We start from the raw sequence: 25618 nt of genomic DNA, 5'->3' as shown, positions 1-25618 counted from the left end.
ATTCGGGTCTGTCGGTGGTCAGGTCGGCTCGGGCGTTCGGTTCCACCGGACAGAGTGCGAGGAACTCGACTAGGGTTCGCGGGGTGAAAGCCTTGCGTCGGTTCACTGTCCGAGCCCACCTTCCGGAGCGCCTCGCCGCGCTCGGCCCCCTGTCCACCAACCTTCGGTGGTCGTGGCATCCCGAGACACAGGATCTGTTCTCGCGACTCGACCCCGAACTCTGGCAAGCAGTCCAGTTCGATCCGGTCCGCATGCTCGGGGAAGTCGACCCCACCCGTCTCGACGAACTCAGCAGTGACGAGGCATTTCTCGGTGACCTCGACACTGCAGCAGCCGATCTCGATGCTTATCTGAGCACCCCGCGCTGGTACCAATCCCAGCAGGCCAAGGGCACATCGTTAGCCGGCGGAATTGCGTACTTCTCCATGGAGTTCGGAGTCAGCGAAGTTCTGCCCAACTACTCCGGTGGATTGGGCATCCTGGCGGGCGATCACCTCAAGGCCGCGTCCGACCTCGGGCTGCCGCTCATCGGCGTCGGACTGCTCTACCGATCCGGCTACTTCCGCCAGTCGCTGACCGCCGACGGTTGGCAGGCCGAGCACTACCCGCCGCACGACCCTCAAGGGTTGCCTCTTCGTTTGCTGACGGACGCAGGCCCGGCTTCCGAAGACGGATCGCCGGTCGTCATTCACGTCGCCATGCCCGGTGGCCGGGTGCTGCGTGCGCGAGTGTGGATCGCTCAGGTCGGACGAGTGCCGTTGTTGCTGCTCGATTCCGACATCGCCGAGAACGACGCGGATCTGCGCGGCGTCACGGACCGTCTCTACGGCGGGGACCAGGATCACCGCATCAAGCAGGAGATCCTCGCGGGTATCGGCGGCGTCCGCGCGGTGCGCGCCTACACCGCGGCGTACGGATTGCCCGATCCCGAGGTGTTCCACATGAACGAGGGGCATGCCGGATTCCTCGGCATCGAACGGATTCGGGAACTTGTCACCACCAGCGGTCTGGACTTCGATTCGGCTCTGGCCGCGGTCCGTGCCGGAACGGTCTTCACGACGCACACTCCGGTTCCCGCCGGAATCGACCGCTTCCCGGCGGATCTGGTCCGTCACTACTTCGGCGGAGCGAACGGCGAGAACGAATCGAGTTTGCTTCCCGGCCTGACCGTCGACCGCATCGTCGGGATGGGGCGTGAAGCCGATCCGTCGATCTTCAACATGGCGCACATGGGTCTTCGCCTGGGCCAGCGAGCCAACGGCGTCTCGAAGTTGCACGGCATCGTCAGCCGCGACATGTTCAACGGTCTCTGGCCGGGCTTCGACGCCGACGAGGTGCCGATCGGTTCGGTCACCAACGGTGTTCACGCGCCGACGTGGGCGGCGCCGGAGTGGATGGACGTGGCCAGGCGGATCGTCGGTCAGGAGCAACTCGAAGAAGCACGCGGGTGGGAGCGCCTGCACGAGTTGTCGGCAACCGAACTGTGGGAAACACGTAATGCGTTGCGCGGCAAGTTGGTCGACGAAGTTCGTCGTCGCGTCCGAGCGTCCTGGCTCGAACGCGGCGCGACCGAGGCCGAACTCGGCTGGACCACTGGAGTATTCGATCCCAACGTCTTGACAGTCGGGTTCGCGAGGCGCGTTCCGACGTACAAGCGGTTGACGCTGATGCTGCGTGATCCCGAGCGTCTGCGTGCGATGTTGCTCGACGAGAAACGTCCGGTGCAGTTGGTGGTGGCCGGCAAGTCGCACCCCGCCGACGACGGCGGTAAGGCACTCATCCAGCAGGTCGTGCGGTTCGCCGACGAAGCGGATGTGCGTCACCGCATCGTCTTCCTGCCTGATTACGACATGTCGATGGCCCGCTACTTGTACTGGGGCTGCGACGTGTGGCTCAACAACCCGCTTCGCCCACTCGAGGCGTGCGGTACTTCCGGCATGAAATCCGCGCTCAACGGCGGCCTCAACCTCTCCATTCGCGACGGATGGTGGGACGAGATGTACGACGGCGAGAACGGGTGGGCCATTCCGACGGCCGACGGTGTTCTCGACGACGTGCGGCGTGACGATCTGGAAGCCAGCGCCCTCTACGAACTTCTCGAGCACGCGGTACTGCCGACGTTCTACGACCGTGATGCAGCCGATCTGCCGACGCGCTGGGTCGAGAGGGTTCGCCACACCCTCGAGAATCTGGGCCCGAAGGTGTTGGCATCACGCATGGTTCGTGACTACGCCGTCGACTACTACGCCCCTTCGGCGGAATCAGCTCGAGCGGTAGTGGCGGATGATTTTGCCGGCGCGCGTGAGGTGGCCGAGTTCCGTCGCCTTATCGAGTCGCAGTGGCCGTCGGTCGCCGTCGAGCAGGTGGACGGTTCCGGCTTGCCGGACACTCCGGAGATCGGTGCGACCATCTCTTTGAAGGCCAAGGTCCGCCTCGGCGGCTTGTCGGTCTCGGATGTGGAGGTTCAGGCAGTCCTGGGACGCGTCAGCCCAGGCGAGGAACTCACCGACGTGGTGACGTTCCCGATGACACATTTCGGAACCGAGGACGGAGCCGAGATCTTCGAAGCCGAGGTTGCGCTTCCGGTCTCCGGCTCCGTGGGTTACACCGTGCGGGTGTTGCCGCATCACCGGTTGTTGGTCGATGCGTCCGAACTCGGGTTGGTGACCACTCCGAGCGTCTGACGTATTGCATTCTGCCCCGGTCCGTTCGGTCGGTACCGGGGCAGAATTGTGCCCGCGTGAGAACTGGGTCAGGGACGTGAGTCGCGGATGCGGGTGAGTGCCTTGCGGACGACTTCGGGGTTGGTCGTCTCCCAGAACGGAGGCAGTGATGCGCGAAGGTAACCCGCGTATCTCGCCGTGGCCAGACGCGGATCGAGCACGGCCACCACGCCCTTGTCGTCGGTGCTACGAAGCAGACGGCCGACGCCCTGTGCCAGGAGCAGCGCCGCGTGATTGGCCGAGACGCTGAGAAAGCCGTTACCGCCATGGGATTCGATGGCTTGTTGGCGAGCCATCAACAGTGGATCGTCCGGGCGCGGGAACGGAATCCGGTCCAAGATGACGAGGCTCAGCGATGGGCCAGGGACATCGACGCCCTGCCACAGGGACAACGTGCCGAACAGTGACGTGGGTTCGTCCTTGGCGAAGGCCTTGACGAGGGTGCCGGTGGCGTCGTCGCCCTGGCACAGGATGGGGGTGTCGAGGCGTTCACGCATCGCCTCCGAGGCGGCTTTGGCGGCGCGCATCGACGAGAACAGGCCAAGGGTGCGTCCGCCCGCAGCCTCGACGAGTTCGGCGATCTCGTCGAGATAGACAGGGGAGAGGCCGTCGCGGCCGGGCGTGGGCAGGTGGCGGGCAATGTAGATGATGCCGGCCTTTGCATGGTCGAAGGGCGACCCGACGTCGAGTGAGTTCCAGCGGAAAGCCGAAGCGTCAGAGGGTGCTTCGGTGCCGATGGCGGTACCCGAGTCGGGGCGCGCGGACGATTCCGCAGGAAGACCCCAGTTGACGGCGAGACCGTCGAACGATCCGCCGACGGTCAGTGTCGCGGAAGTGAGAACGACGGTGGATTCGGCGAACAGTCGCGAGCGCAGCAATCCGCCGACCGAGAGCGGAGCCATCCGGACGGAGCGCCGCACCGATCCGCGGAACTCGTCCGAGGACAGCCAGACGACGTCCTTGCGCTTGGCCGGGTCGGGTTCGTCGAAAGCGGTGAGAATACGCACGGCACTGTCGTGGACGTCGTCGACGGACGAGAGTGCGGCGTTGCGGGCCGCAGCGGCTTCGGGATCTGCAGCAGCCATACCCGGTTTGGCCGGACCGATAGCGGTGCGCAGCGACCAGGCCGCGTCGCGGATCGCAGCCAGTGCGGGTGCCGCCCCGTCCGGGAGGCCTTCCCATCGACCTGGGCGCAATTCCTCGAGGAGCCCAGCCCACCCCTCGCCGGCAGCTTCGAGGCGATCGGCATCCTGCTCTTCGGCGATCTTGCCGCAACGCCGGGCCGCGGCACTGATCGAGGCGGCAGTGAGATCGGCCGTGGCGACGCCGGTGACGCGGTCGACCAACTCGTGGGCCTCGTCGATCACCACGACGTCGTGGTCAGGCAGGATCTGGATGCCGGTGATGGCGTCGATCGCGAGCAGTGCGTGGTTGGTGACCACTACGTCGGCCTTCGACGCCTCGACTCGGGCGCGCTCGGCGAAGCAGTCCTCACCGACCGGGCACTGGTTCTTACCGATGCATTCGCGGGAGGTGACACTGACCTGCCGCCACGCCTGATCGGATACGCCCGGCACCAATTCGTCCCGATCACCGGTTTCGGTGTCGGAGGACCATTCGGTGAGGCGGACGACCTCCCGGCCGAGACGCGAGACCGTGAACGGATCGAACAACTCGTCCTCGGGCGGCTGCTCGGACGCGCCGGTATGGATCTTGTTCATGCACAGGTAGTTGTTGCGGCCCTTGAGGATTGCGAACTCAGCGCGTCGGCCGAGTGGCTTCTTCAGGGCATCGGCGAGCCGAGGCAGATCTCGGTCGACGAGCTGGCGCTGCAGCGCGATGGTGGCGGTGGACACGACCACGGTGCGTCCCGATTCGACCGCGTGGCGCAGGCTCGGAACGAGGTAGGCGAGCGACTTACCGGTACCGGTGCCGGCCTGGACGGCCAGATGCTCGCCGGTGTCGATCGAGTGCGCCACGGCGGACGCCATCGTCAGCTGACTGGTTCGTTCGGCGCCGCCGAGCGACCGCACCGCTGTCTGGAGCAGTTCGGGAACGTTCGGGAGTTGATCGGCCACCCACGAAGGTTAATGGATCCCTACGTCAGAAACGTCCACGGATGATTCCCGGGGTAGTTCCCCGGCATTCGAGTCTTCTTCCGACGAGGCCTCGTCTCGCCCGATCAGCTGCACTCCCGCCTCCCGCATCTGCACCAATGCCGACTCGATCGTGGCGGTCGACACACCAGCGGTGAAGGGGAGAAGGACAGTCGTGGCGAACCCCGCGCGCGCGGCATCGACGGCCGTGGCCTTGACACAGTGATCCGTGGCAATTCCGATCACGTCGACGTCGGTGATCTCGTGGGCGCGGAGCCAGTCCTCGAGCGTCGTTCCGTCCTCGGCTGCTCCTTCGAAACCGGAGTAGGCCGCGCTGTAGGCGCCCTTGGAGAAGATCGCCGACCCGGCGACGGAAGCGTCGAACGCCGGATGGAACTCGGCGCCGGCTGTCCCGACGACGCAGTGAACCGGCCAGCTGTCGATGAAGTCGGGATTCTCGGAGAAGTGCGCCCCAGGGTCGATGTGGAAATCGCGAGTCGCGACTACGGCGTCGTACTCGTGGGAGTTGACGAAATCGTTGACGGCTCCCGCAACCGCAGCACCGCCGTCGACTGCAAGAGCGCCACCTTCGCAGAAATCGTTCTGAACGTCGACAATTATCAGTGCTTTTGCGCTCACTGGTGCTCACCTCCGGTGAATCGAACGGGCACAGCCGAGTCTCCGCGCGAGAGTTTGAGGCCTTCCCACGGCAGGCTCACGAGCCCTGCCTTCAGAACCGCTCTGCTCTCTTCGAGCGTCGGCGCGCTGTCGACGACCTTGCCTTCGCGAACCAGCGGGATCAGCAGTTCGGTCGCTCCGTCCGCCTCGGAGACAGGTGACGGTGATCCGGCGGGGTAGATGACTTCTTCGACGATCGTGCCGGTCGGACGCACTACGCGCAGTGCCTTCTTGGCGCCGCCGCGAGATGCCTTGTTGGTGCTTCTCTTCTCGACCGCGATTCCGTCGACCTCGACCAGCTTGTAAACCATGCCGGCGGTGGGGGCGCCTGATCCGGTGACCAGGGAAGTACCGACGCCGTACGAGTCGACGGGTTCGGCGCGCAGAGCCGCGATCGCGTACTCGTCCAGGTCGCCGGAGACGACGATGCGTGTCTTGGTAGCGCCGAGATCGTCGAGTTGTTGGCGTACCTGACGAGCAAGAACGCCGAGATCGCCGGAGTCGATGCGAACTCCACCCAGTTCGGGACCGGCAACGGCGACAGCCGTTTTCACGCCCTCGGTGATGTCGTAGGTATCGACCAGCAAGGTGGTGGATACGCCCAGAGCGGCGACCTGACCGCGGAATGCCGCTGCCTCGTCCGGACCGTCCTCGGTGGTGTGCAGGAGCGTGAAGGCGTGCGCGCTGGTACCTGCGCTGGGTACGTCGTGACGCCGCGCGGCTTCGAGGTTGGAGGTGGCGTCGAAGCCGGCGAGATACGCGGCACGTGAAGCGGCGACGGCGGCCTGTTCGTGTGTACGACGCGAGCCCATCTCGATCATCCGTCGACCGCCCGCTGCGCTCACCATGCGGGCTGCGGCCGAAGCGATCGCGCTGTCGTGGTTGAGGATCGAGAGAATCAAGGTTTCGAGGATGACGCACTCGGCGAACGTTCCGCGGACCGAGAGGATCGGTGAGCCGGGGAAGTAGAAATCTCCCTCGCGGTAGCCGTCGATGTCACCGGAGAATCGATAGTTGCGCAGCCACTCGACGGTCGTGTCGTCGAGAAATTTTGCAACGATCGCCAGTTCAGGTTCACCGAACCGGAACTGCTCGAGTGCGTCGAGAAGGCGCTCGGTACCGGCGACGACGCCGTAGCGACGGCCGTCTGGCAGCCGCCGTGCAAATACCTCGAAACTGCAGTTGCGGAAGGCAGATCCGTCGGCGAGAGCCGCCGAGAGCATGGTCAGTTCGTACTGATCGGTGAGCAGTGCGGTGCTGGCACCGGCGTCGCGGATGTCGGAAATTTGCGTAGGCACGCACACAACTCTATGCGCGAGACGACGTGGGTGGGTGTTGTCGCCTCTCGTCGCGCCGTACCCTGGATACATGGTTTTCGGCGGCGCGACCGTGTCCGGCACTTACTCGGCGAACGTAACGATGAGAGGCGCTACGGCTTCCTCTCCTCAAGCCACGCCCGAGCAGTCGGAGGCTGTTGCGACCATCGAAGCCGCAGATCGGCCCTGGGTGACCATCGTCTGGGACGACCCGGTCAATCTCATGCACTACGTGACTTACGTGTTCCAGAAGTTGTTCGGCTACAGCAAAGCCAAGGCCACCGACCTGATGATGCAGGTCCATTCGGAGGGCAAGGCCGTGGTCTCGAGCGGTTCGCGCGACAAGATGGAGGCCGATGTTCGTCGCCTCCACGCTGCCGGTCTCTGGGCCACGATGCAACGCGACGACACCTGAGAAAAGCACTTTTTCGACCGATTTGTTCGCCTAACTCGTAGACGGGAGTCCGACGCGTGCGGACGTGGAGTAGGAAGAGTTCACTCGGCGGAGTGAAGTTCAAGTCCGAGATGGACGGCCACGAGGCGGCGGTTCTGCGCTCGCTCGTGGAGTCGGTGACCGGGCTTCTCGACGAGCGCGCGTCTTCGGCGCCGCAAGACGAGCTCGCCGCGCTGACGGGTCTTCGTACCGGAAATTCGGAGACGCCCGACAATCCGGTGTTGGCGCGATTGCTTCCCGACTTCCAGCGCACCGATCCGGACAAGGTCGCTCCGGACAGTGACGATCTCGACGACGCCGGCGCCAATGTCAACGGCGCGCTGCGCAGTTTGCACGAACCCGAGATCATCGACGCCAAGCGTGAGTCCGCTCGCATGTTGTTGGCTTCGCTTCCGGAGGCCGGCGGCAAGGTCGTTCTCACGCAGGAACAGGCCGACGCCTGGCTGTCCTCGCTCAACGACGTCCGTCTCGCGCTCGGAACCAATCTCGGCATCGACGCCGACACACCGGAGAGCCTCGAACCCGACGACCCGCGAGCCCCGCATCTCGACGTCTATCACTGGTTGACGTGGATGCAGGACTCCCTCGTCCAGGCGCTCATGCCATGACCACAACGCGGACCGGGCCCACTGATTCACTGACAGATGTCGCCGGCCTCGCCGTCGGTCATCACCACAAGCTCGACGAGGGAGCCACTCTCGGAAGCGGCGCAGCCACCGGCTGCACGGTCGTGCTCGCGTCGGCCGGTGTGGTCGCCGGAGTCGACGTCCGGGGCGGCGGTCCGGGTACCCGCGAGACCGATCTGCTCGACCCGAGCCATTCGGTCCAGCAGGTCAATGCCGTGCTGTTGACCGGCGGTAGTGCCTACGGACTTGCCGCGGCCGACGGAGTGATGCGCTGGCTCGAGGAACACGATCACGGGATCGCGATGGGCGCTCCCGGCCAGGTGGTACCGATCGTGCCCGGCGCCGTGATCTTCGATCTGCCGGTGGGGGACTGGACCGTTCGTCCGACCGGCGATTTCGGATTCCTCGCTGCCGACACTGCTTCGCGCGAATTCGCCACGGGCACGGTCGGCGCGGGGGTAGGTGCCAGAGCCGGAGCGCTCAAGGGTGGGGTGGGAACGGCCAGCGTCGTGATCGCCGACGGCCCCGCCGAGGGGACGACGGTCTCCGCCTTGATCGTGGCGAATCCGGTGGGTTCGGTCTTCGACCCCAGAACAGGCCTGCCGTGGGGCGTCGGCTCGGACGGCGCGGAGTCGTTCGGCCTCAGGGTTCCCGACGCGTCCGAACTTGCGGCGGCCAATGCCGTTGCAGCCAAGGGCACCGTCCTCAACACCACGATCGGCGTCGTCGCCACCGACGCTGCCCTGACCAAAGCCGGGTGCCGACGCGTCGCTGTCGCCGGTCACGACGGTCTGGCCCGTGCGATTCGGCCCGCACATTCACCGCTCGACGGCGACACGATCTTCGCGCTCGCTACCGGTGATCACACTCCGAATTCGGAGATCGCGGTTCCCGCCGCTTTCCCGAGCGATCTGCCGATACTCGACGCGGTGTGCGCGGCTTCGGCGCAGGTGGTCGAACGGGCGATCGTGAAGGCGATTCTGGACGCCACGTCGGTTGCCGGAATCCCGAGCTACCGCGAACTCTTTCCGTCGGCATTTCTCTAGGCAGCGCTCCTGGAATCGGCGGTAACCTCGAATTGAGCCTGGTTGGAAGTGACCGATCAGAAAACCGGATCGACGGTGGAGGACGCACACGATGACGATGGATTTCAACAATCCGGATTTCGGCACCCGAACGCCGGCACCGAAATCCGGTCCGCCCTCGGTGTGGAAGCAGTCGGCCGTGTTGGTGGGCGGCTTCGCGATCCTGCTCTACGTGATCGAGATCGTGGATGTCATCTCCGGTCAGAATGTCCAGAACGCCGGCGTCACCCCGCGCACGCTCGACGGCCTGTGGGGAATCCTGTTCGCCCCGGTGCTGCACGACGACTGGGGTCATCTGATCGCCAACACCATTCCGGTGCTGATCCTCGGATACCTCGTGCTGGTGTCGGGAATTGCGCGAGGACTCGCGGCGACCGGCATCATCTGGGTGATCGGCGGCGTCGGGACCTGGTTGTTCGCCGGCTCGAACTCGAATCACGTCGGTGCGTCCGTGCTGATCTTCGGCTGGGTCACCTACCTGTTGGTGCGCGGGTTCTTCACGCGGAGCTTCACACAGATCCTGATCGGCGTTGCCGTCTTCGTCGTGTACGGCGGAGTGCTGTGGGGCGTTCTGCCGAGCGATCCACGGGTTTCCTGGCAAGGACATCTGTTCGGAGCGATCGGCGGCGTGGTGGCCGCCTGGGCGCTCACGTCGGGGGAGAGGGCCAAGCGCGCCGGGTCGGCGCCGGCCGTTCGACCACCGAGTTTCTGAACGGACGTGGGTCACACCCTCACTGCGGTGTGACTTCGACGCGCCAAAACCACCAAGAGCTTTTTCCCAGACGGGTAGACGTGGCAGCATGACCGGTATGCGCATGACCGTCCTGGGGTGTTCCGGCAGCGTCACGGGTCCGGATTCACCGGCTTCGGGATACCTGCTCACGGCACCGGGAACTCCGCCGCTCGTGATCGACTTCGGCCCGGGAGTTCTTGGGGCGTTGCAGCGATACGCCGATCCGGGCGAGGTGACGATCCTGCTTTCGCACCTTCATGCGGACCACTGTCTCGACATGCCCGGCCTGCTCGTCTGGCGTCGCTATCACCCCAACCCGCCGGTCGGCCGTGCTCTGGTTTACGGCCCCACCGACACCGCGTGCCGCATCGGAGTGTCCTCCGCCGAGTGCGCCGGCGAGATGGACGACATCTCCGACACCATCGACGTCCGGCTCTGGGCCGAGAACGAGCCGGTGACGTTCGGTGAACTGAGCGTCGTCGCCCGCCGGATGAATCATCCACCCGAGGCTTACGGTTTCCGGATCACCGGCGCCGACGGCCGCGTCCTCGTCTATACAGGCGACACCGGTATGTGCGACAACGTCGTCGAACTCGCGCGTGGTGCAGACGTGTTGCTCTCCGAAGCGTCGTGGACCGACAGTCCGGATCGCCCCGAGGGAGTTCACCTCTCCGGTAAGGAAGCCGGCCGTGTGGCTGCGCTCGCCGGCGTCAAGGAACTTCTCCTCACGCACATCCCGCCGTGGACATCGCGTGAAGACGTGATCGCCGAAGCGAAATCCGAATTCTCCGGACCGGTCCATGCCGTCTCCGCCGGAAGTGTCTACGACATCTGATTCCCCTCACATTCGGTGCAGCGCTCACCGGGCGACCGCTAGGCTCACGAAGGTGACTACACGAGAAGACGGTAGGGCGGACGACGAGCTCCGCACGGTCAAGATCACCCGCGGGTTCACCAGTCACCCGGCCGGATCCGTTCTGGTCGAGTTCGGGAACACTCGCGTCATGTGCACGGCCAGCGTCGAAGAGGGTGTACCCCGCTGGCGCAAGGGCTCCGGCTTGGGTTGGCTGACAGCCGAATACGCGATGCTTCCCGCCGCCACGCACACACGCAGTGGCCGCGAATCGGTCAAGGGCAAGGTCGGCGGCCGCACGCAGGAGATCAGTCGACTCATCGGCCGATCACTTCGAGCGTGCATCGATCTCGCGGCAATCGGTGAGAACACCATCGCCCTCGACTGTGATGTCCTCCAAGCCGACGGTGGCACTCGCACCGCGGCAGTGACGGGGGCATACGTGGCCCTGGTCGACGCCGTGACGTACCTGCGCGCAGCCGACCTGCTATCCGACCCTCAGCCCATCTCGTGTGGCATAGCGGCCGTCAGCGTCGGCGTCGTGGACGGACGAGTGCGCCTCGATCTTCCGTACGAAGAGGATTCGCGTGCCGAGGTAGACATGAATGTCGTGGCCACCGATACCGGCACGCTGGTGGAAATTCAGGGAACCGGTGAGGGCGCCACCTTCCCACGCTCGACGCTGGACAAGCTGCTCGACTCCGCTCTGGCTGGTTGTGAGCAACTTTTCGAGATCCAGCGTCAAGCGTTGGCCGAGCCGTATCCCGGGGTGCTACCCGAACCGAAGAATCCGGAACCCAAGAAGAAGTTCGGTGCCTGAGCTGTGAGCGTACGAGTACTGGTTGCCAGCCGAAATGCCAAGAAACTGAAGGAACTTCACCGGGTGCTCGACGCCGCTGGAGTGAACGGAATCGAACTGGTCGGGCTCGACGAGGTCCCGCCGTTCCCCGAAGCCCCCGAGACCGGAGCGACGTTCGAGGAGAATGCGCTCGCCAAAGCGCGTGACGGAGCAACTGCAACCGGAATGCCCTGCATCGCAGACGATTCCGGTGTCGAGATCGACGCACTCAACGGTATGCCGGGTGTGCTGTCCGCGCGGTGGTCGGGTACTCACGGAAACGACGGCGCCAACACGGCTCTGGTCCTGGCTCAGCTGGGAGACGTGCCGGACGAGCGTCGAGGCGCGGCATTCGTCTCCGCCTGTGCACTGGTGATCCCCGGCGGCGACGAGACCGTCGTGCGCGGCGAATGGCGCGGGGTGATCGGCCGCGAACCAGCCGGCGACGGCGGCTTCGGATACGACCCCATCTTCCGTCCGGACGGCGACACCCGCTCGGCCGCAGAACTCACCCCGGCCGAGAAGGATGCGGCGTCACATCGAGGGCGCGCGCTCGTACAGCTCGTTCCCGCGCTGGCGGCACTGGCCGGCTGAACCGAATCCGAAAAGTAGAGCCCTGAACGCGGCTGCGTTCAGGGCTCTACTTTTTGAAACTCTCAGAGCTGATAAGCCTGCTTCACCTGGGCGGTTCGCTTGTGCTCGAACACGAACGACAGGAACGGGATCGTGCCGGCGAGCGCGGTGGCAACCGTCGTACCGGGCTTCCACCGGGCCTTGATCGCCAAGTCGATCGTGAATACGAGATAGAGCATGTAGAACAGGCCGTGGATCTGGCCGATGTAGAACAACCACGACGGTGCGTCCGCCGAATTGTCGAGAATCAGGTACTTGTAGACCATCTCACCGGTCAGGAACAGCAGCCAGAGGCCGGTGATCCAGGCGAGAACGCGGTATCGGACCAGCGCCGACGCAACCTTCTTCTGCTTTTCTGCGTTGACTGCGGGGGTAGCGATGCTCGCTTCCGAACCGGTACTCACGTCGTGCTCCTATCGGACTCGCGAGCGGCGAGCTGCGCAAGGTAGTCGTTGTATTCCAGCATTTGGCGGGCTTCAGGGTCGTCGACGTCGAGGTTCACATCGTCGAACTCGGCCCGCGGGCGTTGCGGCAAGAGGTCGGCGGGAATCTCACGCGGCTCCGCGGCGGCTTCCTCGGCTTCGGCCTCTTCGGGGTCCACGTCTTCGAGCTGAACGAACTTGCGATACGCGTACACGACAAACGCCGCGAACAGCGGCCACTGGAACGCGTACCCGAGATTCTGTCCCGAGCCTCCGACGGCTTCGAAGCGCTCCCACTGCCACCAGCCGAGCGCGAGGCAGCCGGCAGCTGACACGATGACCAGCAGAATCAGCGCAGGTCGGCGTTTAGTAGCGTTCTTGGACACACTAAGACGGTACCTGAGAGCTATAGTGCCTCGCCCTGCGATCTCCGACACGGTGTCGTAGAAGCCGTGCCACGGCGTGTCGTAGAAGCCGTCCCGCAGCACCTGTGCGCTATGCCCATCCTCACCCGCAACGCCAGGGCACTGAACACATTCTCCCGGCTGTGCTGCATCGATAACCTCGGCGCGTATCCGAAAGCAGGGGAGTGTTTCATGCACATCAGAGTGATTCGCCCGGTCATCGACACCACACTGACTCCGGCGGTGACAGCCGAGGTGGAGCACTGGGCGGCGCCCGGTACGACGGTCGACGTCGTGTCACTGCTCTCTGGCACGGCGAGCATCGAGTCCGAGTACGACGAGGCACTTGCCGGCCCCGGGATCGTGCAGCGGGTCGAGGAGGCGGCAGCCGACGGCGTCGACGGTGTGTTCATCACGTGTTTCGCCGATCCCGGAGTGCATGCCGCCCGAGAGGTCATCGACGCTCCGGTGGTCGGCGGCTTCGAGCCGTCATTTCTGACAGCGATGAGTCTGGGCGATCGCGTCGGTGTCGTGACCATCCTGCCGAATGTCGTGCCGATGCTCCGATCGCTCACTCGGCGGTATGGGCTGGACAATCGGCTGGGCAGTATTCGAGTCGTGGACATGCCGGTGCTGGGCCTTACCGATCGGGAGGAACTGATCGATCGACTGGCCGCTCAGGCGTCTGCGGCAGTGGAGAACGGCGAGGCCGACACCGTCGTTCTCGGTTGCACCGGGATGCTCGGTGTGACCAGTGCGGTCCGAGACAGGCTGCATGGCAAAGGGATTCACGTTCCGGTTGTGGATCCGACGGCCTCGGCGATCACCTGGTTGGAGAGCTCGGTCCGTCTGGGGCTGACACCGAGTCGGACGACGTACATGACTCCACCGGTCAAGGATCGAAAGCGCTGACCTTGCTCACGAGAACCGAAAAAGCCCCGCCGGATCAGATCCGGCGGGGCTCTTCGTTGTGCGCGAGGGGGGACTTGAACCCCCACGTCCTGAGACACTGGAACCTAAATCCAGCGCGTCTGCCAATTCCGCCACTCGCGCGCGGAATTCAAAGGATACGCGAGTGGAATCGCTCGCGGGCACACCACCCTGGTCGGGATGCGCCCGCCCGCTCTCAGGCCGTTTCGGCGAGTGGATGCGCTGCGGGCGGCATGGTGGATTTCTTCGACCGGCGAGGTTGCTCGGCCGTGCGTTGATACCGCCACGCAGCGTGGGTGAGCGTTTGAACATCGACATCGAGATGTTCGGCAACCGCAACGAGCAACTCGGCTGCGTCGGTGCTCGACAACAATTCCTCACCACTGCTTGCTTCGGTGGCGAACCGTGCAAGTAGATCTATCGAAGTTACCGTCAACTTCCCGGACAGGAACACCAGCGTCTCGAAGGTCCTGTGGCCGAGCCCCGGAACGGAGATAACTGCCGAACGGAGGCTTTCGGTGTCCTCGACGTCGGCACTGGACCTGCAACCGGATTCGACGAGCGCCTTGGCCGCGCGAGCCGCACCCTCGGCTTTGGTGAAGTAGTTGCCCGGCACGCGCTGGCGATTGCCGAGAATCGTTGCGAGCTCGTCGCCACGGTCGGTGAAGGCGGCGAGAGCGGGCAAGCTGTCGAGGCGATCGTCGGCGGCTACCGAGCGGTGTGTGCGCCAACGGTCGACGACGGCGCGGACTCCGGTCTTCGGTGTTCCATAGGCGGCGCGCGACGAGAAGATCGCATCGAGAAGGGCGGCTTCGGACTCGCGCGGCCATCCCTGATTCCAATGCGGCCACGCCTCGCGCGGAAGCTCGGCGCCGATGAATTCGGCCGCTCTGACTACGTCTGTGTCTTTCATGATTTCTCCCCCCGAGAAGTTGTCCGGTGTGGACGCGCTGAACGTAGCGAGGGAGTCCGACAGATTGTGGCCCGGAACGCACGGGATCGACCGTCCGTCAAGGAGGTCACGAATTGGTAACAATAAATATGAGGGGTTCCTCAGGTTTCTGAAAATCCCGGTAACAGTCCCAGGCAGGGCGTTCGCGACCTACTCGCGAGTCACTTTCTCGAAGTCTCGTGAGGAAGATCACGGCCCCGAAAGTCCAGATTTCCAGGGTGCCGACAAACGTGAGGAAATCCTCATGATTCTGTGTAAACCTTGTCTTGCACGAACGCCCTGACTCCGTCGATTCTCTCGACGAATTCGCGAGCACTTCAGCCGGGCAGCACACCGCAAATCCCACCTCGCCGCAGGGGTGACCAGGAGAGGACGTACGCGTGACGATCGATGACACGACACCTACAGGAAACGGACGCGACTCGAAGGGTGGACGCCGTTTCGGCGTCGATGGGGGACAGTCCCGCACGACCAGCAAAGGTGCCCTCGTCGATTCGCTGAACAACGGCGTTTCCTACGCAATCGCTTTCGGTGGACAGGGCGCTCCCTGGCTCACCTCGCTCGAGGAGCTCAGCCGTGACAACGGCCTGGAGCCCGTTCTGACCGATCTGGTCAATGACGCAGCCGCACGCCTCGCGCCCGTCGCACAGGATCTCCTCGTGGTTCGCCCGGTCGGATTCGATCCGATCGCGTGGATGCTCGAAGCCGAGATCGTCGACGAAGAAGAAGGTGAGAAGTCGGCCGGGCCTTCCGCTGCCGCGCTCACCGCAGCTCCGGTGTCACTCCCCGGCGTCTTCCTCACGCAGCTTGCGGCGTTGCGTGCACTCTCCGCTCAGGGTCTGGATGTAGCCGGTAACCCGCCGGCTGCCGTCATCGGCCACTCGCAGGGCCTTCTGGCCACGGCTGCCGTAGCCGCGCAGGGCAACGACGACGGTGAACTCCTCGCCGTCGCACAGCTCGTCGGTGCTGCTGCCAGCTTGGTCGGCCGTCGCCGCGGCGTCATCGCCGGCGCCTCCGCGAAGCCGATGGTTGCGGTCTCGGGCGTCGATCCCGAGCGTCTCGCCGCCGTCGTCGCCGAGCTTGCCGAGGGTGTGGCGCCTGAGCGCGCGGCTGTCCTCGCCATCCGCAACGGCCGTCGCCGCGTCGTTCTCGCCGGGCCGCCCGCTCAGCTGGCACGCGTGCAAGAGCGTTGTGAACAGATCGAAGCCGAGGAAGCCCGCGAGCGTGAGGGTAAGAAGCGTGGCGGTTCCGTCTTCGCGCCGTCCTTCGATCCGCTCGACACCGAAATCGGCTTCCATCACCCCGCATTGACCGAGGCCGTCGAACTCGTCGGCAGCTGGGCGACCCGTTGCGGTCTCGACGCGGACCGTGCGCGCGAACTTGCGCAGGGTGTCCTCGTCGATCCGGTCGACTGGGTCGAGGCTGTCGACGGCGCAATCTCCGCCGGCGCCAAGTGGATTCTCGATCTCGGACCCAGCGATCAGCTGACCCGTATGACGTCCTCTTCGCTGCGTGGACAGGGCATCGGCATCATTGCCGCAGCCACCCGCGGCGGACACCGCAATCTGCTCACACCCGGTGCAGCACCTGAGGTCTCACGTTCGTGGTCCGAGTTCGCGCCGAAGCCCGTTGCGCTTCCCGGCGGCCGTATCGGCGTCGAGACCGCGTTCACGAAGCTGACCGGTCGTTCACCCATCCTGCTCGCAGGTATGACGCCGACGACGGTCGACGCCAAGATCGTTGCCGCGGCAGCCAATGCCGGTCACTGGGCCGAGCTTGCCGGTGGCGGGCAGGTCACCGAAGAAATCTTCGAAGACCGTGTCGCAGAGCTGAAGATGCTGCTCGAGCCGGGCCGCGCGGTCCAGTTCAACTCCCTGTTCCTCGACCCGTACCTGTGGAAGCTGCAACTCGGTGGCAAGCGCCTCGTGCAGCGTGCCCGTACCGCCGGTGCTCCCATCGACGGCGTCATCGTCACCGCCGGTATCCCGGAACTCGAAGAGGCTGTTGCTCTCATCGACGAGTTGTCCGAGATCGGCATCACCAACATTGCATTCAAGCCCGGCACCGTGGCGCAGATCCGCTCCGTGATCCGCATCGCCAACGAGGTTCCGAACTTCCCGGTCATCGTCCACATCGAAGGCGGCCGCGCCGGCGGACACCACTCGTGGGAAGACCTCGACGACCTGCTCCTCGACACGTACGCCGAGCTGCGTACACGCCCGAACCTGGTCATCTGCGTCGGTGGCGGCATCGGAACACCCGAGCGCGCAGCCGATTACCTGACCGGTCGCTGGTCTGCCGCAGCCGGTTTCCCGGCCATGCCCGTCGACGGCATCCTGGTCGGCACCGCAGCCATGGCGACTCTCGAGGCCACCACCTCTCCCGAGGTCAAGCAGCTCCTCGTCGACACACCCGGTACGCCGGACTGGGTCGGTGCAGGTACCGCTGAAGGCGGAATGGCCTCCGGCCGTAGCCAGCTCGGTGCCGACATCCACGAGATCGACAACGCGGCTTCGCGTACCGGTCGCCTCCTCGACGAGGTTGCCGGCGATTCCGAGGCAGTGGCCGAGCGCCGCGACGAGATCATCGCCGCCCTCGACGTCACCGCCAAGCCGTACTTCGGCGACGTCGAGACCATGACGTACGCACAGTGGCTGCGCCGCTACCTCGAGCTGACCGTCGGCATCGACGCGGCGAAGGAATTCGACTGCGGCGCCGATCTTCAGGACGCCATCGTCGAGGCGACGTCGAGCCCGTGGCTCGACATCACCTGGCGTGCTCGCTTCGGCGAGATGCTCCAGCGCACCGAGGCGCGTCTGCACCCGGTCGACCGCGGCCCGATCCCCACGCTGTTCGCTGACGCCGAGACCCTCGAGCGCCCCGAGGCTGCAATCTGCGCACTGCAGGCGTCGTACCCGGACTACTCGACCACCGTTCTGCATCCCGCAGACGTCTCGTTCTTCATCTCGTTGTGCAAGACGCCGGGCAAGCCGGTCAACTTCGTTCCCGTCGTCGACGGTGACGTGCGTCGTTGGTGGCGCAGCGACTCCCTGTGGCAGGCACACGACCCCCGCTACACCGCCGATCAGGTTTGCGTCATCCCCGGCACCGTTGCCGTCGCCGGCATCACCCGTGTCGACGAGCCGGTCGGTGACCTGCTCGATCGCTTCGAGAAGGCGACCTACGACGAATTGGTTGCTGCCGGAACCACTCCGGTTGCACTCGCGAGCCGTCGCCACCAGGATTCCGCACCCGGACTTCTCGACGCCGTTCTCTCGGCTCCTGACCTCCAGTGGGCCGGCCGCCTGACCCAGAACCCCGTCCGTCGTCTCGGCGACCTCGACGAGTGGAGTGCAGAGTCTGCCGACAAGGCAGTTCACGGCACCACCGGTTCCAGTCTGACCGTCGTCGATTCCTCGCACGTGCTGCTTTCGGTTCCGTTGGTGGCAGGCAAGTCGGTCGACATCACGATCACGATCCCCGAGTCCGTCGTCGACGGCGGCGCTCCGGTTGTCACCGAAGCCGATGCCGAAGGTGCGATGTCCGCGCTCCTGGCAGTTGCTGCCGGACAGGAACTTCCGACAGTCAAGAACGGCAAGGCTCGCCTCAACGTCGCGTGGGTTCCCGATCGCATCGCCGATCACGCCGGTGTCACCGGTTCGGGTCTGCCCGCCACGCTCAGTGTCAGCGGCAAGGCTGTTCCGGACGTCGTCGTCGGAGCATGCTGGCCTGCAGTGTTCGCAGTCCTCGGCGCAGCCAAGCTCGACAGTCTTTCCGTTATCGAAGGCATGCTCGACCTGGTCCACCTCGACCACACCGTCGACTTCGTCGGTGAACTTCCCTCCGAGACAAGCATTCTCGTGGTCAATGCCGAGGTCGCCTCGGTTCTCGACACCGACCTCGGTCGTGTCGTCGAGGTCAAGGTCGAGGTCGGTGCCATGCTCGGCGAGGGCCTCGACGCCCCCGCAGTCGTCACCATGACCGAGCGTTTCGCGATCCGCGGACGCACCGGTGCAGGCGAACTCGCCGACCCGGCTCGCGCCGGTGGATCGATCAGCGATGCGGCTGTCGACACCTCGCGTCGTCGTCGCCGTGACGCGAAGATCCTCGCTCCGGTCAGCATGGGCGCCTTCGCTCAGGTTTCCGGTGACCACAACCCGATTCACACCTCCGACAACGCCGCTCTGCTGGCCGGCCTCGGAACCCCGATCGTGCACGGCATGTGGCTCTCCGCCGCAGCGCAGCAGGTAGTCACCGCAGTCGACCCGGCCGAGACCCGCGTCCCGCCGCGCCGCCTGACCGCCTGGACAGCTCGCTTCCTCGGGATGGTTCGACCCGGCGCCGAGATCGACGTCCGTGTCGATCGTGTCGGTATCGACCAGGGCGCGGAAATCGTCGAGGTCGGCTGCCGCATCGACGGTGAACTGGTCATGGTCGCCACCGGCCGCACCGCCGCGCCGAAGACCGTCTACGCCTTCCCCGGCCAGGGCATTCAGCGCCCGGGCATGGGCCTCGACGCTCGCGCACGCTCCAAGGCCGCCCGCGACGTCTGGGAGCGCGCGGACAAGCACACTCGTAAGGCACTCGGATTCTCGATTCTCGCTGTCGTGCGCGACAACCCGGTGACCGTCAAGGCCCGTGGTGTCGAGCACAGGCATCCCGACGGTGTCTTGCACCTGACTCAGTTCACCCAGGTGGCCATGGCCGTTCTCGGTGTTGCCCAGGTTGCCGAGCTGCGCGAATCCGGAACCTTCATCGAGGATTCCCTTCTGGCCGGTCACTCGGTCGGTGAGTACAACGCACTCGCCGCTGTCGCCGAGGTTTTCCCGCTCGAAGCACTTCTCGAGGTCGTCTTCCAGCGTGGCTCCGCCATGCACCAGCTCGTTCCCCGTGACGAAGCCGGACGCTCCGACTACCGCATGGCCGCTATTCGCCCGTCGCAGATCGGTGTTTCCGACGACGACGTGCAGGGCTTCGTCGCCGGTGTCGCCGAGACCTCCGGTGAGTTCCTCGAAATCGTCAACCTGAACCTGCGCGGCAGCCAGTACGCCATCGCCGGTTCGGTAGCCGGTCTCGACGCACTCGAGGTCGAAATCGACCGTCGCCGAGCAGAATTCGGTGGCAAGCGGGCATACATCCAGGTTCCCGGCATCGACGTGCCGTTCCACTCCACCGTCCTTCGCGGTGGTGTGGCGGACTTCCGCGTGTGCCTGCAGGACTTGCTCCCGCACGACATCGACCCGGACATCCTGATCGGCCGCTACATCCCGAACCTGGTTCCGAAGCCGTTCTCGCTGCGACGTGACTTCGTTCAGGAAATCGCCGACTTGGTGCCGTCCGAGCCGCTGCAGGAAGTCCTCGCAGACTTCGACAGCTACGCAACGCGCACTCACGAGTTGTCCCGCATCATCCTGATCGAGCTGCTGGCTTGGCAGTTCGCCAGCCCGGTCCGTTGGATCGAGACGCAGGACCTGCTCTTCGGTGACGAGTCCGAAGGAGGGCTCGGGGTCGAACGCTTCGTCGAGATCGGTCTCGGCGCTGCCCCGACCGTCGCGAACCTCGCGTCGCAGACCCTCAAGCTGCCGGGCCGCTTCGGCTACCCGGTCGAGGTTCTCAACGTCGAGCGCGAAGCTGCGATCGTCTACGGCACCGACGTCGACCCCGCTGTCGATGACGACGACGAGATCGAAGCGCCTGCCGCGCAGGCTGCTCCGGCCGCCGCGGCCGCTGCTCCGGTTGCCGCTGCCGCGCCGGCTGCACCTTCGGGTGGACCGCGTCCGGACGACCTCACCTTCAAGGCGCCCGACGCCACGAAGGTCCTGATCAGCCTGTGGACCAAGCTCCGTCCCGATCAGGTCGGCCCCGCGGACACGATCGAGGCACTGTGCGACGGCGTTTCCTCGCGTCGCAACCAGCTTCTGGTCGACCTCGGCTCCGAGCTCTCCCTCGGTGCCATCGACGGGGCCGCAGACGCCGACATGGGCTCCCTGGGGGCAACCGTCGACAAGCTCGCCCGTACGTACAAGCCGTTCGGACCGGTGCTCTCCGATTCGATCAACGATCACCTGCGTAAGGTCTTCGGCCCCTCGGGCAAGCGTCCCGGCTACATCGCCGACCGCGTCAAGAAGGTCTGGGAACTGGGCGACGGCTGGGCACACCACGTCACCGCAGCAGTGGCTCTCGGTACCCGTGACGGCGCCAGCATCCGCGGCGGCGACCTCGGTGGCCTGAGCTCCGGCGCACTGGCCGACGCGGCAGCAGTGGACGCAGTCATCGACAGCGCAGTTGCCTCGGTCGGGTCTGCTCGTGGAGTTAGTGTCTCGTTGCCCGCTACCGGCGGCGGAAGCGGCGGAACTGTCGACGCAGCTGCTCTGGGTGAGTTCACCGAGAACATCACCGGTCGCAACGGCGTTCTGGCCTCGGCCGCACGCCTGGTACTCGAGCAGCTCGGACTGAACGAAGAAACGGCAGTCGCGACGGTCGAGGACACCGAACTGGTCGACCTGGTCTCGGCCGAACTCGGCTCCGACTGGCCGCGTCTGGTTGCTCCGGCATTCGACGCGCAGAAGGCCGTTCTGCTCGACGACCGCTGGGCAAGTGCGCGTGAGGATCTCGCTCGCATTTGGCTCGGTGACACCGCGTTGTCGGTCGAGAACTTCATCGGTGCCGGCTCCACCGTCGCCGCACAGGCGAAGTGGTGGGCCACCCGTGCAACCGACGAAGGCCGCACCGCACTCGCCGAGGTCTACACCCGCATCGCTGATGCGGCTGCTGCGGCAGAATCCGACGCACCCGAGTGGGCAGGCGAGGTCGCAGTAGTGACGGGCGCCAGCAAGGGTTCCATCGCGGCAGCGGTCACGGGCAAGCTCCTTGCCGGTGGCGCAACGGTATTCGTGACCACCTCGCGACTCGACGGTCAGCGTCTCGGCTTCTACCGCGACCTGTACCGCGAGAACGCTCGCGCCGGTGCCGCCCTCTGGGTGGTTCCCGCGAACATGGCGTCGTACACCGACGTCGACGCACTGATCGACTGGATCGGCAACGAAGCCACCGAGAACGCAGGCGGCGCAAAGAAGCTCATCAAGCCGGCCATGACGCCGACGATGCTCTTCCCGTTCGCAGCTCCCCGTGTCGGCGGCGAACTCTCCGACGCCGGCGCTCGCGCCGAAATGGAAATGCGCGTGCTGCTCTGGTCGGTGGAGCGCCTCATCGGCGGTCTGTCGAAGATCGGTTACGACAGCGACGTCGACACGCACCTGCACGTGGTGCTGCCCGGTTCGCCGAACCGCGGAACGTTCGGCGGCGACGGTGCTTACGGCGAGGCCAAGGCTTCGCTGATCGCCGTGGTCAACCGCTGGAAGGCCGAGCGCAACTGGGCCGAGCGGGTCACGTTGGCACACGCGGTCATCGGTTGGGTTCGCGGAACCGGACTCATGGGTCACAACGATCCGATCGTCGACGCGGTCGAAGCTGCGGGCGTCCGCACCTGGTCCACCCAGGAGATGGCGACCGAACTGCTGAAGACGGCAACCCGCGAGTCGCGGCGCGCTGCAGCAGAGGCCCCGCTCGAGGTCGACCTGACCGGCGGACTGTCCGAGGCCAACCTGGATCTGGGTGCTTTGGCCAAGGAAGCTGCCGAGGTTGCCGAGATCGCCGAAGCTGTCGACGAAGCAGTGGACGAGTCCAGCATCCTGGCGCTGCCCGCGCCGGCTCGCATCGACGACTCGGTCAAGGCTCCGAGCTGGCCCGAACTGGACGTCACCCCCGCGGACCTCGTGGTCATCGTGGGTGCCGGAGAGCTCGGACCCTACGGTTCCTCGCGTACCCGCTTCGAGATGGAGGTCGACGAGCAGCTCTCTGCCGCAGGCGTTCTCGAATTGGCGTGGAACACCGGACTCATCGTCTGGGAGAACGACCCCAAGCCGGGCTGGTACGACGTCGAATCCGGTGACCTGGTACCCGAGGCGGAAATCGCCGACAAGTACCACGACGCAGTCGTCGAGCGTTGCGGCATCCGTCGCTACGTCGACGAGGGCGCGATGATCGACAACACCGCTCCGCTGCTCACCTCCGTGTTCCTGGACAAGGATCTGAGCTTCGTGGTCGGCAGTGAGGCAGAGGCTCAGGCCTTCGTCGAATCCGATCCGGAGAACACGACGGCGACGGTTTCCGCCGAGTCCGGAGACTGGACGGTCACCCGCCGCGCAGGCACCGAGATCCGCGTCCCGCGCAAGATGAAGCTGACTCGCAGTGTCGGCGGCCAGATCCCGACCAACTTCGACGTCACCAAGTGGGGCATCCCCGCCGACATGGCAGATTCGGTCGACCGCGTCGGCCTCTGGAACATCGTCGCAACGGTGGACGCCTTCCTCACCGGCGGCTTCACTCCGAGCGAACTGCTCCGCTGGGTACACCCGAGCCTGGTCGCCAACACGCAGGGCACCGGCATGGGCGGCATGACCTCCATGAGGAGCCTGTACATCGACACGCTGCTCGGCGAGAACCGTCCGAACGACATCCTGCAGGAAGCGCTGCCGAACGTCATTGCAGCGCACGTCGTTCAGTCGTACGTCGGCGGTTACGGTGCGATGGTTCACCCCGTCGCCGCCTGTGCCACGGCAGCGGTATCCGTCGAAGAAGGCGTCGACAAGATCCGACTCGGCAAGGCGCAGTTGGTTGTTGCCGGCGGGTTCGACGATCTGAGCACGGAAGGCATCATCGGCTTCGGCGACATGTCGGCCACTGCCAAGACCGAGGACATGCATGCCAAGGGCATCGAGGATCGCCGCTTCTCGCGGGCCAACGATCGTCGCCGCGGCGGATTCGTCGAGTCGGCCGGTGGCGGAACGATTCTCCTCGCTCGCGGTGACCTGGCACTCGAGATGGGTCTTCCCGTCCTCGGTGTGGTCGCCTGGGCCGGATCGTTCGCCGACGGTGTCCACACCTCGATCCCGGCACCGGGACTCGGAGCACTGGGCGCCGGACGTGGGGGAGCGGATTCGCAGCTCGCACTCTCGCTCAACGCACTCGGCGTGAGCGCCGACGACATCGCCGTGATCTCCAAGCACGACACCTCCACTGCCGCCAATGATCCCAACGAGGCAGAGCTGCACGAGCGCCTCGCCGGGGCATTGGGACGCAGTGAAGGCGCGCCGATGTTCGTGGTCTCGCAGAAGAGCCTGACCGGTCACGCCAAGGGTGGTGCCGCAGCCTTCCAGCTGATCGGGCTCTGCCAGGTACTGAGCCAGGGCATCGTCCCGCCGAACCGCAGCCTCGACTGCGTCGACGACAAGATGGCCGAATTCGAGCACCTCGTGTGGGCACGTCAGCCGCTCAAGTTCGGTGAGCATCTTCCGCTGCGCGCGGGCCTGCTGACCAGCCTCGGCTTCGGTCACGTCTCCGGACTGATCGCAGTCGTGCACCCGCAGGCATTCGTCGAGTCGGTTCCGGCCGACAAGCGTGACGCCTATGTTGCTGCGGCCCAGCAGCGGACGATCGACGGTCAGCGTCGCCTCGCGAAGGCGATGTGCGGTGGCGACAGCCTCTACGAGCGCCCGGCGGATCGTCGCCTCGGTGCCGACGGAACGCCGGCCAAGGCGTCGCGTCAGCTCGAAGCGGACATGCTGCTGAGCGAGGACGCACGACTCGGCGCAGACCAGGTGTACCGCTCGAATCTGCCCGGCTGCAAGTAGTAGTCACGGTATGGGAGTTCTGGGTATCGGCTTCGACCTCGTGACGGTGTCGGAGTTCGCCGAGCAATTGAACAGGTCGGGAACGGCAATGCTCGACAACTTCACACCGGGCGAGCGTCGAGACGCCGCTACCCGGAGCTCCGAACCGGCACGACATTTCGCCGCCCGGTGGGCTGCGAAGGAAGCAGTGATCAAGGCATGGTCAACTGCTCTCTTCGCCGGCCCACCGGTGCTGGGGGAAATGATCCACAATCAGATCGAGGTCGTCTCGGACGCCTGGGGGCGCCCCGGCATCCGGCTTCGCGGTGACGTGGCCAAACACCTGACCGGAGTGAAGATTCATATCTCGCTCACCCACGACGGGGACATGGCGGGCGCTTTCGCGGTCATCGAATCCGACCCGGAGTAGCACTGCCGCACACGAAAGAGCCGGTCTCCCAAGGGGAGACCGGCTCTTTGTCGTTCGACTAGTCCTTCGTGCGGGATTCCTTCTCGGCGACGAGGAGATACGCGATCATCAACCTTTTCAGTTCGGCGACGGCGTCGGCATGCGACTGACCGTCCTGAACCGAGAAATTGAGCATCGAATACACCACGTGGACAAGAACTTCCGCCATCATCAGGCGACGATCTCGCCGCGTACGAGGCGTCAACGGGCCGAGCATTTTCGCTACGGTCTCGGCGAACTGCTTTTCGTGAATGACTCCGGTTGCCCGCGTGGACGGCGTCGACTGCATCGCCAGCCAGACCTCGCGGCGCGACGGATCAGACGTCCACAGCCCGGCCATGTGATCGACGAAACTGTTCAGGAACCGCAACCAGTCGAGCGAGGGTACTTCGCCGCCGAACTGAGCAAGCTCGTGCTGGACCCCGACGAGGTCCTGGCGGTTCAATTCGCACACGATGACGTACTTGTTCGCGAAGAACTGGTAAAGCGTCCCAATCGGGACGTCAGCACGTGCCGCGACTTCTTCACAGGTGAACGATTCGAAACCGACATCGGTGAGGAGTTCCCGTGACGCAGCCAGGAGTGCGTCGAATTTACGCTGGCTGCGCTCTTGCGTCGGACGCTTGCGCGGCAGCAGTTCCTGCGGTTCTTCGAGGCTCTGGGGATTCTCCAGTGCTGGGTCGACTCGTCGCCGCGCGCGGTGACGAGTCGTGGGCTGCACGTCTTCCAGGCTAT

General features: G+C 65.3%; 18 protein-coding genes and 1 tRNA gene. 11 read left to right on the top strand and 8 right to left on the bottom strand.

Going from position 1 to position 25618, the window contains the following annotated elements; translation table 11 throughout:
• The first annotated feature begins 83 nt into the window (after positions 1–83).
• Positions 84–2684, top strand: coding sequence for an alpha-glucan family phosphorylase (gene glgP, locus P0M12_RS01495; RefSeq protein WP_277377389.1), 2601 nt, complete (start codon positions 84–86; stop codon positions 2682–2684).
• Between the two features lie 68 nt (positions 2685–2752).
• Here the strand turns inward: glgP and P0M12_RS01490 are convergent, their stop codons facing one another.
• The 3 genes from P0M12_RS01490 to P0M12_RS01480 are packed head-to-tail and all read right to left on the bottom strand — an operon-like array spanning position 2753 to position 6795.
• The gene (locus P0M12_RS01490; RefSeq protein WP_058038870.1) at positions 2753–4801 is read right to left on the bottom strand and encodes an ATP-dependent DNA helicase; all 2049 of its coding nucleotides are present in this window, start codon (positions 4799–4801) and stop codon (positions 2753–2755) included.
• A 9-nt stretch (positions 4802–4810) separates the two neighbouring features.
• The gene (locus P0M12_RS01485; protein WP_042925786.1) at positions 4811–5458 is read right to left on the bottom strand and encodes a nicotinamidase; all 648 of its coding nucleotides are present in this window, start codon (positions 5456–5458) and stop codon (positions 4811–4813) included.
• A complete protein-coding gene (locus P0M12_RS01480; protein WP_030537905.1) occupies positions 5455–6795 on the bottom strand; it encodes a nicotinate phosphoribosyltransferase in 1341 nt (446 codons plus the stop codon). Before P0M12_RS01480 ends, P0M12_RS01485 begins: the two co-directional genes overlap by 4 nt.
• Positions 6796–6916: 121 nt before the next feature.
• Between P0M12_RS01480 and clpS the strand changes: the two genes are divergently transcribed.
• From clpS to rdgB, 7 genes are all read left to right on the top strand, one after another.
• Complete coding sequence (gene clpS / locus P0M12_RS01475) at positions 6917–7228, top strand: ATP-dependent Clp protease adapter ClpS (RefSeq protein WP_029255695.1); 312 nt, start codon at positions 6917–6919, stop codon at positions 7226–7228.
• Between the two features lie 56 nt (positions 7229–7284).
• Entirely contained in the window at positions 7285–7875 is a 591-nt protein-coding gene (locus P0M12_RS01470) for a DUF2017 domain-containing protein (protein ID WP_003945318.1), read from the top strand.
• Positions 7872–8939 carry a P1 family peptidase gene (locus P0M12_RS01465; protein ID WP_277377388.1) on the top strand — a complete coding sequence of 356 codons (1068 nt, stop codon included), beginning with the start codon at positions 7872–7874 and terminating at the stop codon, positions 8937–8939. The genes P0M12_RS01470 and P0M12_RS01465 overlap by 4 nt, the downstream gene beginning before the upstream one ends.
• A gap of 91 nt (positions 8940–9030) precedes the next feature.
• Entirely contained in the window at positions 9031–9690 is a 660-nt protein-coding gene (locus tag P0M12_RS01460) for a rhomboid family intramembrane serine protease (RefSeq protein ID WP_063316260.1), read from the top strand.
• Between the two features lie 97 nt (positions 9691–9787).
• Complete coding sequence (locus tag P0M12_RS01455) at positions 9788–10546, top strand: cyclic nucleotide-degrading phosphodiesterase (RefSeq protein WP_007733274.1); 759 nt, start codon at positions 9788–9790, stop codon at positions 10544–10546.
• Positions 10547–10598: 52 nt separating this feature from the next.
• The gene (rph, locus tag P0M12_RS01450; protein WP_003945332.1) at positions 10599–11384 is read left to right on the top strand and encodes a ribonuclease PH; all 786 of its coding nucleotides are present in this window, start codon (positions 10599–10601) and stop codon (positions 11382–11384) included.
• Positions 11385–11387: 3 nt separating this feature from the next.
• Positions 11388–11996 carry an RdgB/HAM1 family non-canonical purine NTP pyrophosphatase gene (gene rdgB / locus P0M12_RS01445; protein WP_277377387.1) on the top strand — a complete coding sequence of 203 codons (609 nt, stop codon included), beginning with the start codon at positions 11388–11390 and terminating at the stop codon, positions 11994–11996.
• 62 nt (positions 11997–12058) lie between these two features.
• Here the strand turns inward: rdgB and P0M12_RS01440 are convergent, their stop codons facing one another.
• Together P0M12_RS01440 and P0M12_RS01435 are read right to left on the bottom strand one after the other, a co-directional pair.
• On the bottom strand, positions 12059–12439 hold the full coding sequence (locus P0M12_RS01440) for a DUF3817 domain-containing protein (protein WP_003945334.1): 381 nt from the start codon (positions 12437–12439) through the stop codon (positions 12059–12061).
• On the bottom strand, positions 12436–12843 hold the full coding sequence (locus P0M12_RS01435; RefSeq protein ID WP_020970031.1) for a hypothetical protein: 408 nt from the start codon (positions 12841–12843) through the stop codon (positions 12436–12438). The genes P0M12_RS01440 and P0M12_RS01435 overlap by 4 nt, the downstream gene beginning before the upstream one ends.
• A gap of 210 nt (positions 12844–13053) precedes the next feature.
• Between P0M12_RS01435 and P0M12_RS01430 the strand changes: the two genes are divergently transcribed.
• Positions 13054–13773, top strand: coding sequence for an aspartate/glutamate racemase family protein (locus P0M12_RS01430; protein ID WP_064113316.1), 720 nt, complete (start codon positions 13054–13056; stop codon positions 13771–13773).
• 59 nt (positions 13774–13832) lie between these two features.
• On the opposite strand, the gene P0M12_RS01425 is transcribed toward P0M12_RS01430, so the two are convergent.
• Positions 13833–13914 (bottom strand) — tRNA-Leu (locus tag P0M12_RS01425).
• A 73-nt stretch (positions 13915–13987) separates the two neighbouring features.
• Positions 13988–14704: a hypothetical protein gene (locus P0M12_RS01420; RefSeq protein ID WP_277377386.1), complete on the bottom strand. Its 717-nt coding sequence runs from the start codon at positions 14702–14704 to the stop codon at positions 13988–13990.
• Positions 14705–15123: 419 nt separating this feature from the next.
• Here P0M12_RS01420 and P0M12_RS01415 point away from each other — a divergent pair, with 419 nt between their 5' ends.
• Positions 15124–24435, top strand: a complete 9312-nt coding sequence (locus tag P0M12_RS01415; RefSeq protein ID WP_058227147.1) for a type I polyketide synthase — start codon at positions 15124–15126, stop codon at positions 24433–24435.
• A 10-nt stretch (positions 24436–24445) separates the two neighbouring features.
• On the top strand, positions 24446–24844 hold the full coding sequence (locus P0M12_RS01410; protein WP_054187168.1) for a holo-ACP synthase: 399 nt from the start codon (positions 24446–24448) through the stop codon (positions 24842–24844).
• Positions 24845–24902: 58 nt separating this feature from the next.
• Here P0M12_RS01410 and P0M12_RS01405 read toward each other — a convergent pair whose 3' ends face one another.
• A complete protein-coding gene (locus P0M12_RS01405) occupies positions 24903–25604 on the bottom strand; it encodes a TetR family transcriptional regulator (RefSeq protein WP_003945379.1) in 702 nt (233 codons plus the stop codon).
• Between the last annotated feature and the right edge of the window lie 14 nt (positions 25605–25618).

The organism is Rhodococcus sp. RCBS9 (assembly GCF_029457415.1).
In the GTDB taxonomy this organism is placed as follows: Bacteria; Actinomycetota; Actinomycetes; order Mycobacteriales; family Mycobacteriaceae; genus Rhodococcus_F; species Rhodococcus_F qingshengii.
This window is presented reverse-complemented; position numbering and strand designations above follow the sequence as displayed.

Excerpts from the sequence above, each read along its gene's own strand:
- clpS (WP_029255695.1), top strand. The coding sequence starts at position 6,917 with ATGAGAGGCGCTACGGCTTCCTCTCCTCAAGCCACGCCCGAGCAGTCG.
- P0M12_RS01465 (WP_277377388.1), top strand. The coding sequence starts at position 7,872 with ATGACCACAACGCGGACCGGGCCCACTGATTCACTGACAGATGTCGCC.
- P0M12_RS01460 (WP_063316260.1), top strand. The coding sequence starts at position 9,031 with ATGACGATGGATTTCAACAATCCGGATTTCGGCACCCGAACGCCGGCA.
- P0M12_RS01455 (WP_007733274.1), top strand. The coding sequence starts at position 9,788 with ATGCGCATGACCGTCCTGGGGTGTTCCGGCAGCGTCACGGGTCCGGAT.
- P0M12_RS01430 (WP_064113316.1), top strand. The coding sequence starts at position 13,054 with ATGCACATCAGAGTGATTCGCCCGGTCATCGACACCACACTGACTCCG.
- P0M12_RS01420 (WP_277377386.1), bottom strand. The coding sequence starts at position 14,704 with ATGAAAGACACAGACGTAGTCAGAGCGGCCGAATTCATCGGCGCCGAG.
- P0M12_RS01410 (WP_054187168.1), top strand. The coding sequence starts at position 24,446 with ATGGGAGTTCTGGGTATCGGCTTCGACCTCGTGACGGTGTCGGAGTTC.